This is a genomic window from Dyella terrae (genome assembly GCF_004322705.1).
Taxonomy (GTDB): Bacteria; Pseudomonadota; Gammaproteobacteria; order Xanthomonadales; family Rhodanobacteraceae; genus Dyella_D; species Dyella_D terrae.
Genome location: NZ_SIZZ01000002.1, coordinates 870274 through 885304, shown reverse-complemented (window position 1 = coordinate 885304; position 15031 = coordinate 870274). Strand labels below are relative to the sequence as shown.

Below are 15031 nucleotides of genomic sequence, written 5' to 3'. Positions count from 1 at the left end.
TCGATGCTGTCAGCCGAAGGTTTGCAAAAGCGGTTTCGTGCGCGCCAGGTCGTGCGCGACTTCGGCTTCTCGATTCGCGAAGGTGAAGTGGTCGGCCTGCTGGGCCCCAACGGCGCCGGCAAGACCACCTGCTTCTACATGGTGGTAGGCCTGATCGAAGCCGATGCCGGCTCGATCAAGCTCGACAAGTACGACATCACCGGCTTGCCCATGCACGCCCGCGCCAAGCTGGGCATCGGCTACCTGCCGCAGGAGCCGTCGGTGTTCCGCCGCCTCACCGTGGCGGACAACATCATGGCCGTGCTCGAACTGCGCGAGAACCTCAGCGCCCGCCAGCGCGCCAATGCACTGGAAAGCCTGCTGGACGAACTGAAAATCTCCCACATCGCCGAACAGAAAGGCATCAGCCTTTCCGGTGGCGAGCGCCGTCGCGTGGAGATTGCCCGCGCCCTGGCGGCCGAGCCGCGCTACATGCTGCTCGACGAACCCTTCGCCGGCGTCGACCCGATCTCGGTTGGCGAAATCCAGCGCATCGTCCGTCACCTGAAGGAACGCGGCATCGGCGTGCTCATCACAGATCACAATGTCCGTGAGACGCTGGGCATTTGTGATCGCGCCTACATCCTCAGCGATGGCGAAGTGCTTTCGCGCGGCACGCCGCAGCACATCCTGGCCGACGAGAAGGTTCGCGAGGTTTACCTGGGCCGCGAGTTCCGCTTGTAGCGCGAGCCGGCCGCAACGCGGCCGACATCACACATTCGGCCATCCGGCCTAACGGCCTGCTATAGCCCCCTCTGACCAAGGGGGTTAGGATGACGGCGAGTTCACCTTACCCACCTGGCATGAAACCCGGACTGCAGTTTCGCCTCAATCAGCAGCTCACTCTGACGCCGCAGCTGCAGCAGGCGATTCGCCTTCTGCAACTTTCGCAGCTGGAGCTCGAGGCTGAGCTGAGGCAGATCGCGGAAGGGAACCCCCTGCTGGAATTCGCCGAGGACAATCCCGGCGAAGGCGACGGCGAAAGCGGCCCCGGCGAAGCGGCGGATTTCCAGGTCGAGGTGGCCGGCTCCAGCAGCAGCGACGGCGATACCGACGACATGTCCGACTGGGCAGAATCCGGCGGCGCAGCCGAGGAGCCGATCGATTTCTCCAGCGGTGGCGCCAGTGGCAGCCGCAACGGCTCGGGGGACGAGGACGGCTTCGAACCGCAAAGCGCCGCCCCGGAAACCCTGCAGGAGCACCTCCTGTGGCAGCTCAACCTGAGCCACATGAGCCTGCGCGAGCGCACGATCGCCGCCATTCTCATCGACGCCCTCAATGCGGATGGCTATCTCACCGAAGGCCTTGATGCGGTGCTGGCCGCCGTACCGGCCGATCTGAAAGCGACGATTGAGGAAGTCGACGCCATCCGGCGCCAGCTTCAGCGATTTGACCCGACAGGCGTGGCCAGCCTCGATCTGCGCGACTGCCTCCGCGCCCAGCTGGAACAGTTTTCGGCGGAGTTGTCCCAGCGTGAACTGGCCCTGCGCATCGTCGATGCCGAGCTGGAACTGCTGGCTCGCAACGACGTCCCCCGGCTGGCGCGCCGTCTGCGCGCGACAGAAGAGGAAACGCACGCTGCAGCCATGCTGATCCGCAGCCTCGATCCGCGTCCGGGCGCCGCCCTCGACGTCACGCCGGTCGAATACGTCGCGCCGGACGTCTATGCGCGCAAGGACAGCGGCCGTTGGCGCGTCAGCCTCAATCCCGACTGCCAGCCGCGCCTGGGCCTCAACCAGCATTACTGCAACCTCATCGCGCAGGCGCGCGGCGACGACGCCAGCTGGATGCGCGGGCAGCTCCAGGAAGCGCGCTGGCTGATCAAGAGCCTCGAGTCGCGTGCCGAGACGCTGCTCAAGGTCGCCGAAGCCATCGTGCGCCGCCAGAGTGCCTTTCTCGACTACGGCCCCGAAGCCATGCACCCGCTGGTGCTGCGCGAGGTGGCCGAGGAAGTGGGCATGCATGAGTCCACCATTTCCCGCGTGACCACGCGCAAATACATTCATACGCCGCGCGGCACCTTCGAACTCAAGCATTTCTTCTCCAGTGGCGTATCCACTGAGGACGGCGGCAGCGCATCCGCCACGGCCATCCAGGCCATGTTGCGCAAACTCGTGGACGCGGAAGATCCACGCAAACCCTTGTCCGACCAGGCCATCGCCGAGGAATTGCACCGCAAGGGCATTCAGGTGGCCCGCCGGACGGTCGCCAAATACCGGGAGGCTATGCGAATTCCCAGCTCCAGCGAGCGCCAGCGAGCCAGCTGAACCTGATTCAGGTCAGTCGTCTGCGCTCAACTTGCACAGTGAGCGGGAACTTGGCGGGACAGAAAGCGTCCCCATACCAAGAGAAGACGATGGTGTGTCGGGGCCGTCACGTGACTGGCACATCGACCCACGCCGCCCGAACCGGCGGCCAGTACCAAGGAGGCGCAACATGCAAGTCCAGCTAAGCGGTCAGCAGATCGAGATCACCCCGGCCCTTCGGGATCGCGTGAACAGTCACCTCGATCGACTTACCCGCCTCGACGGCAAGTCCGTCGGCCTCAGCGTGGTCCTTTCGGTCGACAAGCTCCAGCAACGTGCCGAAGGCACGCTGGGCGTCACCGGTACCTCGCTGCATGCAGAGGCCACTTCGTCGGATATGTACGCCTCAATTGACCAGATGTTCGACAAACTGGTCACCCAGCTTCGCAAGCACCGCGAAAAGGTCTGCGACAAGCACCAGCGTGAAGTACGCGACGAGCGTCAGTACGGCTAATCGCCAGGTACTTCCCAGGCCCACCCCGCCATGGGGTGGGCCTCCCCCGATCCACCCGACGCCATTCGGCGCGGTTCTCCCCAAACTGGCACAATGCCTCCTGTCGCGCCGCTGAATCGTTTCCGCCCGGCGCAAAGGACGAGGCTTGGACCGGCTTACCGCACGACAACTCTACGATGGCGTCCACGAACGCATGGCCCTGCGCTGGGTGTCGGGCATGCGTGGCGAATCGCGCGTCCTCGAGCGCGGCGCCACCACGACGCGCCGGCCCTCGCTGATCGGCTACCTCAACGTCATCTATCCGAACAAGATCCAGATCATCGGCACCGAGGAACTCAACTTCCTCGACAGCCTGGATTCGCGCCAGCGCTGGGAAGTGATCAACAAGATCGCCGCCTACCAGCCGGCCGCCCTGATCGTCACCAAAGACCAGGCCATCCCCGCCGACCTGCGCGAGGTAGCCGAGGAAACCAATACCCCCCTGTGGATCAGCTCCAAGCGCGGCCACGAGCTGCTGACCTGGATGCAGTACCACCTGGCTCGCATGCTGGCGCCGAAGCTGACGCTGCACGGCGTTTTCCTTGAGGTCTTTTCCATCGGCGTACTGATCACCGGCGAATCGGGCTCGGGCAAGAGCGAGCTGGCGCTGGAACTGATCAGCCGCGGCCATCGCCTGGTGGCTGACGACGCTACCGAATTCACCCTGATTGCCCCGGACGTCATCGACGGTGCCTGCCCCGAGCTCCTGCAGGACCTCCTCGAGGTTCGTGGCCTGGGCGTTCTCAACGTGCGTGAGATGTTTGGTCACACGGCCGTCAAGCAGTCGAAGTATCTGCGCCTGCTGATCCATCTCAAACCCATGCGAGAAGGCGAGGACACCGACGGCCTGACGCGCCTCACCGGCGATGTGGGCCACCGCGAGGTGTTCGACGTCCAGGTGCCGATGATTACCATCCCTGTGGCACCCGGTCGCAACCTGGCGGTACTGGTGGAAGCGGCAGTCCGCAACCATATGTTGAAGAGCAAGGGCATCGATCCCGCGCAGACATTCATCGACCGCCAGGCGCACCAGATGCGGCGCCTGCCGCCGTGGTAACACCATGAGTCAAAACGCCAGCACCACCGATATCCAGAACCCCGACGCGATCCACCTGGTCGTTCTCACCGGCATGTCCGGCGGCGGCAAGACCGTCGCCCTGCGTGCGCTGGAAGACCTGGAGTTCTATTGCGTCGACAACCTCCCCACCGCCCTGCTGCCCGAACTGGTGGCGGCGGTGAGCCACGGTGGCGCCGAGGGCAAGCGCCGCAACATCGCCGTGGGCGTGGACGTGCGCAACCGCGGCGAGGACTTCGTGAAGATGCCGCTGATGCTGTCCGAGCTGGCAGCCGCGGGCGTGCAGGTGCACCTGATCTTCCTGGACAGCCGCGACGACGTGCTGATCAAGCGTTATTCGGAAACCCGCCGCCGGCACCCGCTGTCGCCGATGGGGCTGTCGCTGGCCGATGCCATCGCCGAGGAACGGCGCCTGCTGCGTCCGCTGATGGCGATTGCCGAAAAGGTCATCGATTCCAGCGAACTCAACGTGCACCAGCTGCGCCGCCTGGTTGCCACCGGCTATGCCCAGGCCACCGAAGGCCTGACCCTGATGTTCCAGTCGTTCGCGTTCCGGCGCGGCCTGCCGCTGGATGCGGACTTCGTCTTCGACGCGCGCTGCCTGCCGAATCCGCACTGGGAGCCCCGCCTTCGCCCGCTGTCGGGCAAGGACGCACCGGTGCGCGAATACCTCGAAGCCCAGGCGCTGGTCGGCGAGTACTTCGACGACACCGTGCGCTGGCTCGACAACTGGCTGCCCCGCTTCGCCGCCGACGATCGCAGCTACGTCACCATCGCCGTCGGATGTACTGGCGGCCGTCACCGCTCGGTTTACCTGGTCGAACGCCTGGCGGCGTATTACCGCGCACGCCACGAAGGCGCACTCACCTTTCACCGGGAGCTCGAGTGATGAGCGTCGGCATTCTGCTGATGACCCACGAATCCGTGGGCAAGGCGCTGATCTCAGCCGCCCACCACGTGCTGCCCAAGTTGCCGCTGCAGGTGGAGGCCGTCGAGGTGCCGCCGCAGGCCGACCCGGACGTGATGCGCACGTTGACGGCGCGCCATGCCCGCTCGCTGGATTCAGGTGACGGGGTCCTGGTGCTGGCCGATCTCTATGGCGCCACGCCCTGCAATATTGGCCTATCGCTCAGTGCGCTGGGCGTACGCTTGCGCTGCGTCTCCGGGCTTAACCTGCCCATGCTGCTGCGCGTGTTGAACTACGCGGAAAAACCGCTCGACGAACTGGCGGAAATCGCCGCCAGCGGCGGGCGCGGGGGGATATTCATCGATCATGCTTGAGCAAGAGATTGTCGTTTCCAACAAGCTTGGCCTTCACGCTCGCGCGTCCGCCAAGCTGGTGCAGCTGGTGCAGAGTTTCAAATCCACGGTCTGGCTGATCAGCCGGGGTCGCGAGGTCAACGCCCAAAGCATCATGGGCGTAATGATGCTGGCAGCGGGCATGGGTACGCCGCTGACGGTACGCGCCGAAGGCGTGGATGAGGAACTGGCGCTGAGGGCGGTGGTCGAGTTGTTCGACCGCAAGTTCGACGAAGGAGCGTGAATGGGGAGGGCCATGGCTCAGCCATCGTCACGTCATAACGTGACGCATTGCACGTCCGGCAACACGCATGCCGCGATGTGCCGGACAGCCATTGTCAGATTCCAGCCACGCCCCCACTTCGCCGGCTTCCTCCCCTTCGCATCGCGCCACGGAGGGCGCCCATGAGACACCTTCTGTTTGGCACATCCGCTTCACGGGGCATGGCGCTCGGACGTGCACGACTGGTGCAGCCGAGCCGCTATCTGGTCGACACACGCCCGCTCGCCGAAGAAGAAGTCGAAGCCGAGCTCGCGCGCTTGCATCGTGCGCTCGATACCGCGCGCCTGGAACTGCGCGAACTGCGCGGCAAGCTGCACGGCGCCCTGGCCCGCGAGGTCAACGAGTTCATCGATGCGCACTCGCTGCTGCTCGATGACCCGGAGCTGCTGCGCGGCCTGGACGATCTGGTGCGCATCGGCCATTACCGCCCGGGCGCCGCACTGAAGAAGCAGCGCGACCGCCTCGCCGCCGTTTTCGAAGCCATGGACGACCCTTACCTGCGCAGCCGCAAGGAAGATGTCGACCAGGTCATCAACCGCGTGATTTCCGCGCTTCAACGCCAGACCAGCCGCGAAGAACGCAAGCTCGCCGCGCGTGTGGGCGAGATCCTCATCGCCGACACCATCGCGCCGGCTGACATGGCGCATCTGGCCGGCAACGGACTTCTCGGCGTGGTGGCCAGTTCCGGTAGCGCTTACTCGCACAGTGCCATCCTCGCGCGCAGCCTGGACCTGCCCATGCTGGTCGGCGCCCGCGATGCGCTGTCCACGATTCACGATGATGACCTGATCCTGCTCGACGCCGAACGTGGCGAAGCGGTCGTGCATCCCACCGCGCAGGATCTTGCCCGCTATCGCGCATGGCAGCGCGAAGCGCAGCTGGAAGGCCGACGCCTGGCATCGCTGGCCAATGCGCCCACGCGCACCACCGATGGCGTGGACATCCGCCTGCTCGCCAACGCCGAAACGCCAACCGACATCGCCATGGCCCGCGCGCGCGGCGCCGATGGCGTTGGCCTCTATCGCACCGAATTCCTCTTCCTGCGCCACAAGGATCTGCCGTCCGAAGACGAGCAGTTCATCGCCTATCGCGATCTCGTGCTGGGCATGGGTGGACAACCGGTCACCATCCGCACCCTGGACCTGGGCGCCGACAAGGCGGATGCCGCGGGACTGGTGCTTCGCGGCGAAGAAAATCCGGCGCTCGGCGTCCGTGGCGTGCGACTCTCACTGCGGCATCCGGCCGTGTTCACCACGCAGATCCGCGCCATCCTGCGCGCCGCCTGCTATGGCCCGGTGCGCGTGCTCGTGCCCATGGTCACGCAGCCGGATGAACTGATCGCGGTGCGCACGCTGTTCAAGCTCGCCCGGCAGGATTTGAAGCGCGAAAACATCGACCTGCCGGAAAAATTGCCGCTCGGCGCGATGATCGAAGTGCCCGCTGCAGCGATCAATGTCCGCTCGCTGCTCGACCACGCCGACTTCCTCGCCATCGGCACCAACGACCTCGCGCAGTACGTGCTTGCGGCCGATCGCGGCAACGATGCGCTCGATAACATTTACAACCCGCTGCAGCCCGCGCTTCTGCGGCTGATTTCGCACGTGATCTCGGCCGGCCGCCGTGCGCGAAAACCAGTAAGCCTGTGCGGCGAAATCGGCGGCGATACGAAGTTCACGGGTTTGCTGATGGCACTGGGCCTCACTGAGTTCAGCATGCACTCAAGCCAGTTGTTGCACGTGCGCGATCGCATCGCCCAGCTCGATTACCACGAGCTGCGACGCATGGCGCCGTCGATCATCCGCGCACGCACGCACGAAGAAGCCGAAGCGCTGCTGGCGAGTGTCGGCGGCTGACGTCAGTTGAACGCGACATCGCCCAGGAAGGCATCCAGCAATGCGCCGCGGTATTTTTCCCGGTGCAGCAGCAGGAACAGCTTGCGCCGCAAATCCAGGAAGGGGGTTTCCAGCGCCTTGAGGCGCCCGGTGGCAACCGCATCGATCACCGCAATCTGTGGCAAGCACGCGATGCCCATGCCTGCGACGACAGCCTGCTTGATCGCCTCGATCTGATCGAGCTCCAGCACGGTTTCGCCGGGAGGCAATTGCGCTAGCACGCGCTCGCTGGTTGTGCGCGTCGCCGAACCCGGCTCGCGCAGCACCCATCGCGCACCCGCGAAGTCACCGGCCTTCAGGCCGCGCTTGCGCGCCAGCGGATGATCGGGGGGCGCGCACACAACCAGCGCGTCATCACGCCACGGCGTCATCTCCAGCAAAGGGTGCACAACCGGGCCTTCGACACAGCCGACATCCAGTTCGTGATCGAGCATCGCGGCGGCAATGGCGTCGGTGTTGGCGACGCGCAGGCGAATGGCGACCTGCGGATGACTACGCACGAAGCGACCGAGCAGTTCGCCGACGCGGTAGTTGCCAACGGTATTGCTCGCGCCGATGCGCAGTTCACCCGTGAGCGCCTGGACGCCGCCGCGCGCCAGGCGGCCGAACTCTTCGTAGCGTTCGAGCAGCTCCTGGGCGATCGGCAGCAGCTCGCGCCCTTTCGCATTGAGCCTCAGGCGGCCGCGTTCGCGATCGAACACCGGGCCGTCCAGCTGCTTCTCCATTTCCGAGAGCGCCATGCTCGCCGCAGGCTGCGTAAGGTGGAGCCTGTCGGCCGCCGCGCGCACGCTGCCGAGGCGGGCAACCTGGACGAAGACGTCGAGCTGGCGCGGGCTGATGCTAATCATCAGCTCATTTTATACAAACCATAAGTTATATGCAGTTTCATTGATTCATCTCGGGTCGGACAATGCGGCGGTCTCAAGGAGCGTCTCATGGCTGTCACCGCAATCCCCGCCCCTGCCGCACCCACCTTCGGCCAGCGTCTTCCCGGCCTCGCTCTCGCCACGGCCATCGCCCTGCTCGCCCTCGGCCTTGGGCGCCTTGCCCCGCTGATCGGCGGCCCCGTGTTCGGCATCGTGATGGGCATTGCGGTGCGCAACCTGCTGGCCCCGGGCGGCCAGTTCACCCCCGGCATCCAGTTCGCCGGCAAGCAGGTGCTGCAGTGGTCGATCATTGCGCTGGGCTTTGGCCTGAGCCTCAACCAGGTCGCCAAGACAGGCCTGGAGTCGCTGGCGGTCACGCTGGTGACCATGACGGTGGCCTTCCTCGCCGCATGGGGCCTGGGCCGCATGCTGAAGGTGCATGACAAGCTCAAGATCCTGATCGGCGTGGGCACGGCTATCTGCGGCGGCTCGGCCATTGCGGCCGTGACGCCGATCATCAAGCCGGACGAGCACGATACGGCCTTTGCGATCTCCACCATCTTCCTGTTCAACCTGGTCGCCGTGCTGCTGTTCCCGCTGCTGGGCCACCTGCTGCACTTGTCGGACCTCGGCTTTGGCCTGTGGGCGGGTACGGCGATCAACGACACCTCGTCGGTGGTCGCGGCCGGCTACAGCTTCAGCAAGGCTGCGGGCGACTACGCCACGATCGTCAAGCTGACCCGCGCCACGCTGATCATTCCGATCTGCCTGGTCCTGGCCTTCGCCGTCGCCTGGCGCGAAAAGAAGCAGGGCGCGTCGGACTTCAGCCTGCGCCGCATCTTCCCCTGGTTCATCCTGTGGTTCCTGGTGGCCTCGGCGGTGCGCACGGCCGGACTGGTGCCCGAGGTGATCCAGCCGGCGATCCACATGGCCGCGGAATTCCTGATCATCGTCGCGCTGACGGCCATCGGCCTCTCGGCGAACCTGCGCAAGATGGCTGCGACCGGCGCCCGTCCGATCCTGCTGGGACTGGGTGTCTGGGCGGCGGTCTCGGTAAGCAGCTTGTTGGTACAGCTGGTCATCGGGCAGCTGTAAAAGGCGTTCGATCAGGCCTTGCCCTGCTCCACCAGCGTCAGCGCGACCTTGTCACGCAGATACACCGGCAAGGCCAGTTCGGGCGCCAGCAGGTGCCCCGAACGGAACGCCACCGCGGCCAGCTCGGCAATATGTCCGGCCTGCGGGAAGCAGGCGCCATCCGCCGAGCGCAACGTGCCCGTGAGCCGCTCGCGCAAGATGTTCTCGTAGGTCGCCCAACCCGTGCCCACCACGTGCCACTCGGTTTCTGCCGGCAGGGTGAGGTCACCCGGTGCGCACACGCGCTCCTGGTCGAGGGCGATCAGGCCACCCTGGGCATCGCGGCGATAGCAGGCCGCATAGACCTCCCCCATCCGCGCGTCGATCACGGCGAGAATGGCGGCCTCGTCCTCCGGCGCCTCAAGCGCCAGCGCTGCCAGTGACGAGATGGTGATGACCGGGCAATCAAGGGCCAGCGCCATGCCCTGAGCCAGCGACACGCCCAGTCGCACGCCGGTGAAGGCGCCCGGCCCTCGTCCCACGGCAATCGCATCCAGGGCATGACGCCCCAGCCCGGCCTCGGCCAGGAGGCTATCGGCCATGGGCAGCACCAGCTCCGCGTGGCGGCGCGGCGCCACTTCGCTGCGTGCGATGACTTCTTCCCCGTGGACCAGGGCGACCGAGCAGGCTTCGGTAGACGTTTCGATGGCAAGCAGGTTCATAGACGCTCCATGTTACCGGCAGGCGCGACGGCGCGCTTGGGAGGGGGCCAGGGCCAGCTCATCACACCACCCTTCCCGGGCCCGCGTCGTGGCGGCATGAGCCGGTTCACAGGCAAGGCCGGGCGAACCTCAGGCAAGCGAACGACGGGCGTGTCGATTTCCGCCCTGGTCGTTCGTCGCATGCACAGAGGCCGCCTCCGTCGGCCCGCCACCCACATCCAACCGAGGAGAACTGCCATGCGATTCATGGTGATGGTCCGGGCCAACAAGGAATCCGAAGCCGGTGTCATGCCCACCGAGCAGTTGCTGACCGAGATGGGCCAGTTCAATGAGGAGCTGGTGAAGGCCGGCGTCATGCTCGCCGGCGAAGGCCTGCAGCCCAGCTCAAAAGGCGCCCGCATCCGCTATGACGGCAGCAAGCGCACCGTTATCGATGGCCCGTTCGCCGAGTCCAAGGAATTGATTGCCGGCTTCTGGATCATCCAGGTGAAATCGCTCGAAGAAGCCATCGAATGGATGAAGCGCTGCCCGAATCCCTTCGACGGGGAATCGGAAATCGAGATTCGCCAGGTATTCGAAGCCGAAGACTTTGGCGCCGAATTCACGCCGGAACTGCGCGAGCAGGAAGAACGGATTCGCGCCGTCATGGCCCAGCAGAACTGACTCCCACGCATCTTGCCGAAGGCACACGCCCATGACGATCCAGACATACCTGAACTTCGATGGCCGCTGCGACGAAGCGCTTGCGTACTACAAGAAAACGCTCGGCGCCGAAGTGAAACTGCTGATGCGTTTCAAGGACAATCCGCAGCCGCCCCAGGAAGGCCACGCACCCGATCCGGCATACGCCGAGAAGGTGATGCACAGTGAGTTCACCGTCGGCGATACCACCATCATGGCCACCGATGGCTACGCCAAGAGCGACATGAAGTTCGAGGGTTTCCAGCTGGCGTACTCGATGAAGTCCGATGCGGATGCGAAGAAGGCTTTCGACGCGCTCGCCGATGGCGGCGAAGTCTCTCAACCGCTGGCCGAAACCTTCTTCGCCACCAGCTTTGGCATGCTGGCAGATCGATTCGGCGTGCGCTGGATGATCATGGTTCCGCGACCGACGTAACGCGCGCGCTCGCCTCCGCCTGGGCCCGTTGCCGGGGCGGAGCGGCTTGCCAAGGGGGTGTGGCCGTGACCCACGACAGTTGCGTTCCAGGGGCGCGCGGTGATGTGATCGCGCGCTATGACGGCGACCGACATCCATCGCACCATCGACGCCCTGTGGCGCATCGAATCCGCTCGCCTCATTGCCGGCCTGGCGCGCATGGTGCGCGATGTCGGCCTGGCCGAGGAACTGGCCCAGGACGCACTCGTGGTGGCCCTCGAACAATGGCCGCAATCCGGTGTCCCGGATAACCCCGGTGCCTGGCTGATGACGACCGCCAAGCATCGCGCCATCGATCGCCTGCGCCGCAGCAAGCTGATCGAGCGCAAGCATGAAGAGATCACGCGCGAACTCGAAGCCGAACAGGAGTTCGCCTTCACCGAAGTGGAGCTGGCTGCCGACGACCACATCGGTGACGACCTGCTGCGCCTGATTTTCACCGCCTGCCATCCACTCCTGTCGATGGATGCGCGCGTCGCGCTGACCTTGCGCCTGCTTGGCGGCCTGACGACCGATGAAATCGCCCGGGCGTTCCTCGTGCCCGAACCCACCATCGCCCAACGCATCGTGCGCGCCAAGCGCACTTTGTCTGACGCGAAGGTGCCTTTCGAAGTGCCGCGCGGCGAAGAGCTGAACCAGCGCCTCGGTTCGGTTCTCGGTGTTATCTACCTCATCTTCAACGAAGGATATTCCGCGACGACCGGCCAGGACTGGCTGCGCCCCGGCCTGTGCGAAGACGCGCTGCGACTGGGCCGCATCCTCGCCGAGCTGGCCCCGCAGGAACCGGAAGTGCATGGATTGGCGGCACTGATGGAAATCCAGGCATCGCGCAACGCCGCGCGCGTCGGACCGGGCGGCGAGCCCGTGCTTCTGCTGGAACAGAATCGTTCGCGCTGGGATCAGCTGATGATCCACCGCGGCCTGGCCGCCCTCGAACGCGCTGAGAAACTGGCCAGCATCCGCGGCGTATACGCGACGCAAGCCGCCATCGCCGCCTGTCATGCGCGCGCCACCACCGCCGATCAAACCGACTGGCCGCGCATCGTGGCGCTCTATACCGAGCTGGCGCGCAGCTTCCCGTCACCGGTGATCGAGCTCAATCGCGCCGTGGCCGTTTCGATGGCGTACGGCGCGGAAGCCGGCCTGACCATGGTTGATGCACTGCGCGACGAGCCGGCGCTGAAGAACTACCACCTGCTACCGAGTGTCCGCGGCGACCTGCTGTACAAGCTGGGTCGACTGGCTGAAGCACGCACGGAATTCCTGCGCGCATCGGCCATGACACGCAATGCGCAGGAAAAGGCCCTGCTGCAGCGACGCGCCGAATCCTGCGGCCCGGACTGACCTTACGCCGACGCCGGCGGCTCCCACAGCTCCACGCGATGGCCTTCCGGATCGGTGAACCAGCCGAACTTGCCGTACTCGCTCGCCTCGCTCTTGTCATCGACGTCGACACCGGCGCGGCGCAGGTTGATCAGCACGCTGTCCAGGTCATCCACGCGGAAGTTGATCATGAAGGTCTGCGGACCGGCGCCAAAATAGGCCGTGTCCGCCTTGAAGGGCGACCAAAGCGTCTTGCCCGGTCGCGATTCGTCTTCGGTGAACATCGCGCCACCCCACTCCTGGGCGGGCAGGCCCAGGTGTTCGGCGTACCACTTCGACAACGCGATGGGATCGCGCGACTTGAAGAAAATGCCGCCCAGACCGGTGATCTTTGCCATGACCCTGCTCCTGAAACGTGGGAAGCAAGCTAGACCACGCGACGCGAAACTGCCGTCTAGGCGTCCCCGTCATCCGCGAAGAACGCTTGCACGTCCTTCAGGTCCCGGGTGCGCGGCATCGGTGGCAAGCTGTTGAGGAACAGCTTGCCATAGCCCTTGCTGGTCAGACGAGGGTCGCACAGGACCAGTACGCCGCGATCATGGACGTCGCGGATCAGGCGGCCCACGCCCTGCTTGAGGGCAATGACGGCGCTGGGGACCTGCCAGCCCATGAAGGGATTGATACCGGAGTGCTCGAGGGCATCCAGGCGCGCCTGCAGGACGGGGTCATCAGGTGCCGCGAACGGCAGCTTGTCGATCACCACGACGCTGAGCGCTTCCCCGGCCACGTCGACGCCTTCCCAGAAACTGGCTGCGCCGAGCAACACACCGTGGCCACTGGCGCGGAAGTCTTCGAGCAACCGATGCCGCGGCGCCGTGCCCTGGACGAACAACGGCCAGCCCACTCGTCGCGAAAGCGTGTCGGCGGCCAGGCGCAGGGCACGGTGCGAAGTAAACAACAGGAATGCACGACCGTTGGAGGCTTCCAGCACGGGCAGCACGGCGTCGATGACACGCTCCGTGTAATCGCGCATCGCCGGGTCGGGCAAGCCGGCCGGCAGATAGCACAGCGCCTGCTTTTCGTAATCGAACGGACTTTCCAGGCTCAGCGTCTGCGGATACTCAAGCCCAAGCTGCCGGGCGAAGTGCTGGAAGCTACCGGCGACGGACAGGGTCGCCGACGTATGGATCCATGCCGCCTGTGTACGTTCGCGCAGGACGCGCAGTGGCGCCGCCAGGTCCAGCGGCGTGGCATGCAGGGCAAAACCGCGCGGGAACAGTTCGAACCAACGCACATCCTGTTCGTCGGGTTGTTCGACGATGCGATCCAGTCGCTCGGTCATCACGGCCGCGCGCTCGTGCGCATTGGCGAAGCCGCGCGTGCGTTCGGCCTGTGAGGCGAGCACGTCGGCGAACGCCGCCAGCATGTCCTGCAAGTCGCGCAGGCCTTCGCGAATATCGCCGGCCGTCTCGAGCAGGTGAAACGGCCCGCGCTCCGGCAACGGCTGCATGCTGGCGCGCAATTTGCGCACGGTGTCCTGCAGGGCCTCGGCCGGCTCGAGTACGACGCCGATGGCCCCGGTGACCCCATTGCATTCGGCCAGCGCATCCTGTGCCAGCTCAGTGAGCTGACGCGCGCTGATGCTCTGCGAAAAGAACTGACCCGCGAGCTCCGGAATCTGGTGGGCTTCATCGAGGATGAAAGCCTGCGCCCCGGGAAGGATCTCGCCGAAGCCGCCCTGCTTCAGTGCAAGATCGGCAAACAGCAAATGGTGATTGACCACCACCACATCGGCTTCCTGCGCTTCGCGACGTGCCTTCACCACGTGGCAGTCGTCGTAGAACGCACACTCCACGCCCAGGCAATTCTCCGGCGTGGACGTCACGCGTGGCCACATCGGCGATTCTTCCGGCACCTCGGCCAGTTCCATGCGGTCGCCAAAACGCGTGCGCGCGGACCAGGCACGTATGGCCGCCAGTTGCGACGCCTGCGTGTAATCGAAGGTGGCGCCTTCACGCACGGTCTGATCGAGGCGATACAGACACAGGTAGTTCGCCCGACCTTTCAGAAGCGCGGCCTTGAGATGCGCACCGAGCACCGAACGCACGCGCGGAAGATCACGAAAGAACAGCTGATCCTGCAGCGCCTTGGTGCCTGTCGAGACGATCACCCGTTCACCCGACAGCAGCGCCGGAACGAGATACGCGTAAGTCTTGCCCGTACCCGTGCCCGCTTCGGCGATCAGTGTCTCGCGTTCGGCGATCGCATGCTGAACCGCCTGCGCCATCGCCTGCTGGGCGGCGCGCGGAGCGAAATTGGGCAACTCGCGTGCGAACGGGCCGTCCGCGCCGAGCAGCGCAGAGGCGTCGGAGTCGATCATCGGGCAAGTATGGCGGAGATGGAGTTTGGGGGCGAGCGTCCGTCAAAGCGCTGGACGGTCACGACGTCCGGGGCACTCCTGCCGTCACGACCCCGATCATTCGAATCGCGAATGCATGCCAGT

At 65.3% G+C, this 15031-nt stretch carries 16 protein-coding genes; 12 read left to right on the top strand and 4 right to left on the bottom strand.

What is annotated here, in order from left to right; genetic code table 11:
• Window positions 1-3 precede the first annotated feature (3 nt).
• The 8 genes from lptB (at window position 4) to ptsP (ending at window position 7348) form a co-directional block, all read left to right on the top strand.
• Window positions 4-723, top strand: coding sequence for an LPS export ABC transporter ATP-binding protein (lptB, locus tag EYV96_RS14705; protein ID WP_131152279.1), 720 nt, complete (start codon window positions 4-6; stop codon window positions 721-723).
• 119 nt (window positions 724-842) lie between these two features.
• A complete protein-coding gene (locus EYV96_RS14700; RefSeq protein ID WP_131152278.1) occupies window positions 843-2306 on the top strand; it encodes an RNA polymerase factor sigma-54 in 1464 nt (487 codons plus the stop codon).
• Window positions 2307-2475: 169 nt separating this feature from the next.
• Window positions 2476-2799, top strand: a complete 324-nt coding sequence (gene hpf / locus EYV96_RS14695; protein ID WP_131152277.1) for a ribosome hibernation-promoting factor, HPF/YfiA family — start codon at window positions 2476-2478, stop codon at window positions 2797-2799.
• A 145-nt stretch (window positions 2800-2944) separates the two neighbouring features.
• Window positions 2945-3895: an HPr(Ser) kinase/phosphatase gene (gene hprK / locus EYV96_RS14690; RefSeq protein ID WP_131152276.1), complete on the top strand. Its 951-nt coding sequence runs from the start codon at window positions 2945-2947 to the stop codon at window positions 3893-3895.
• Between the two features lie 4 nt (window positions 3896-3899).
• A complete protein-coding gene (gene rapZ / locus EYV96_RS14685; protein ID WP_131152275.1) occupies window positions 3900-4802 on the top strand; it encodes an RNase adapter RapZ in 903 nt (300 codons plus the stop codon).
• Window positions 4802-5194, top strand: a complete 393-nt coding sequence (locus tag EYV96_RS14680; RefSeq protein ID WP_131152274.1) for a PTS sugar transporter subunit IIA — start codon at window positions 4802-4804, stop codon at window positions 5192-5194. Before rapZ ends, EYV96_RS14680 begins: the two co-directional genes overlap by 1 nt.
• Window positions 5187-5456: an HPr family phosphocarrier protein gene (locus EYV96_RS14675; protein WP_131152273.1), complete on the top strand. Its 270-nt coding sequence runs from the start codon at window positions 5187-5189 to the stop codon at window positions 5454-5456. The genes EYV96_RS14680 and EYV96_RS14675 overlap by 8 nt, the downstream gene beginning before the upstream one ends.
• A gap of 161 nt (window positions 5457-5617) precedes the next feature.
• On the top strand, window positions 5618-7348 hold the full coding sequence (ptsP, locus tag EYV96_RS14670; RefSeq protein ID WP_131152272.1) for a phosphoenolpyruvate--protein phosphotransferase: 1731 nt from the start codon (window positions 5618-5620) through the stop codon (window positions 7346-7348).
• 2 nt (window positions 7349-7350) lie between these two features.
• On the opposite strand, the gene EYV96_RS14665 is transcribed toward ptsP, so the two are convergent.
• Complete coding sequence (locus EYV96_RS14665) at window positions 7351-8235, bottom strand: LysR substrate-binding domain-containing protein (protein ID WP_131152271.1); 885 nt, start codon at window positions 8233-8235, stop codon at window positions 7351-7353.
• A gap of 87 nt (window positions 8236-8322) precedes the next feature.
• On the opposite strand from EYV96_RS14665, the gene EYV96_RS14660 reads away from it, so the two are divergent.
• Entirely contained in the window at window positions 8323-9348 is a 1026-nt protein-coding gene (locus EYV96_RS14660) for a YeiH family protein (protein ID WP_131152270.1), read from the top strand.
• A gap of 11 nt (window positions 9349-9359) precedes the next feature.
• Here the strand turns inward: EYV96_RS14660 and tsaB are convergent, their stop codons facing one another.
• A complete protein-coding gene (gene tsaB, locus EYV96_RS14655) occupies window positions 9360-10049 on the bottom strand; it encodes a tRNA (adenosine(37)-N6)-threonylcarbamoyltransferase complex dimerization subunit type 1 TsaB (RefSeq protein ID WP_131152269.1) in 690 nt (229 codons plus the stop codon).
• 237 nt (window positions 10050-10286) lie between these two features.
• Here tsaB and EYV96_RS14650 point away from each other — a divergent pair, with 237 nt between their 5' ends.
• The 3 genes from EYV96_RS14650 (at window position 10287) to EYV96_RS14640 (ending at window position 12549) form a co-directional block, all read left to right on the top strand.
• On the top strand, window positions 10287-10712 hold the full coding sequence (locus tag EYV96_RS14650; protein WP_131152268.1) for a YciI family protein: 426 nt from the start codon (window positions 10287-10289) through the stop codon (window positions 10710-10712).
• Between the two features lie 31 nt (window positions 10713-10743).
• Window positions 10744-11166 carry a VOC family protein gene (locus EYV96_RS14645; RefSeq protein WP_131152267.1) on the top strand — a complete coding sequence of 141 codons (423 nt, stop codon included), beginning with the start codon at window positions 10744-10746 and terminating at the stop codon, window positions 11164-11166.
• A 117-nt stretch (window positions 11167-11283) separates the two neighbouring features.
• On the top strand, window positions 11284-12549 hold the full coding sequence (locus EYV96_RS14640; protein ID WP_131152266.1) for an RNA polymerase sigma factor: 1266 nt from the start codon (window positions 11284-11286) through the stop codon (window positions 12547-12549).
• 2 nt (window positions 12550-12551) lie between these two features.
• Here EYV96_RS14640 and EYV96_RS14635 read toward each other — a convergent pair whose 3' ends face one another.
• Both EYV96_RS14635 and yoaA read right to left on the bottom strand, forming a co-directional pair.
• Window positions 12552-12926: a VOC family protein gene (locus EYV96_RS14635; protein ID WP_131152265.1), complete on the bottom strand. Its 375-nt coding sequence runs from the start codon at window positions 12924-12926 to the stop codon at window positions 12552-12554.
• A gap of 56 nt (window positions 12927-12982) precedes the next feature.
• Entirely contained in the window at window positions 12983-14908 is a 1926-nt protein-coding gene (gene yoaA / locus EYV96_RS14630; protein ID WP_131152264.1) for a DNA repair helicase YoaA, read from the bottom strand.
• Window positions 14909-15031: the final 123 nt, after the last annotated feature.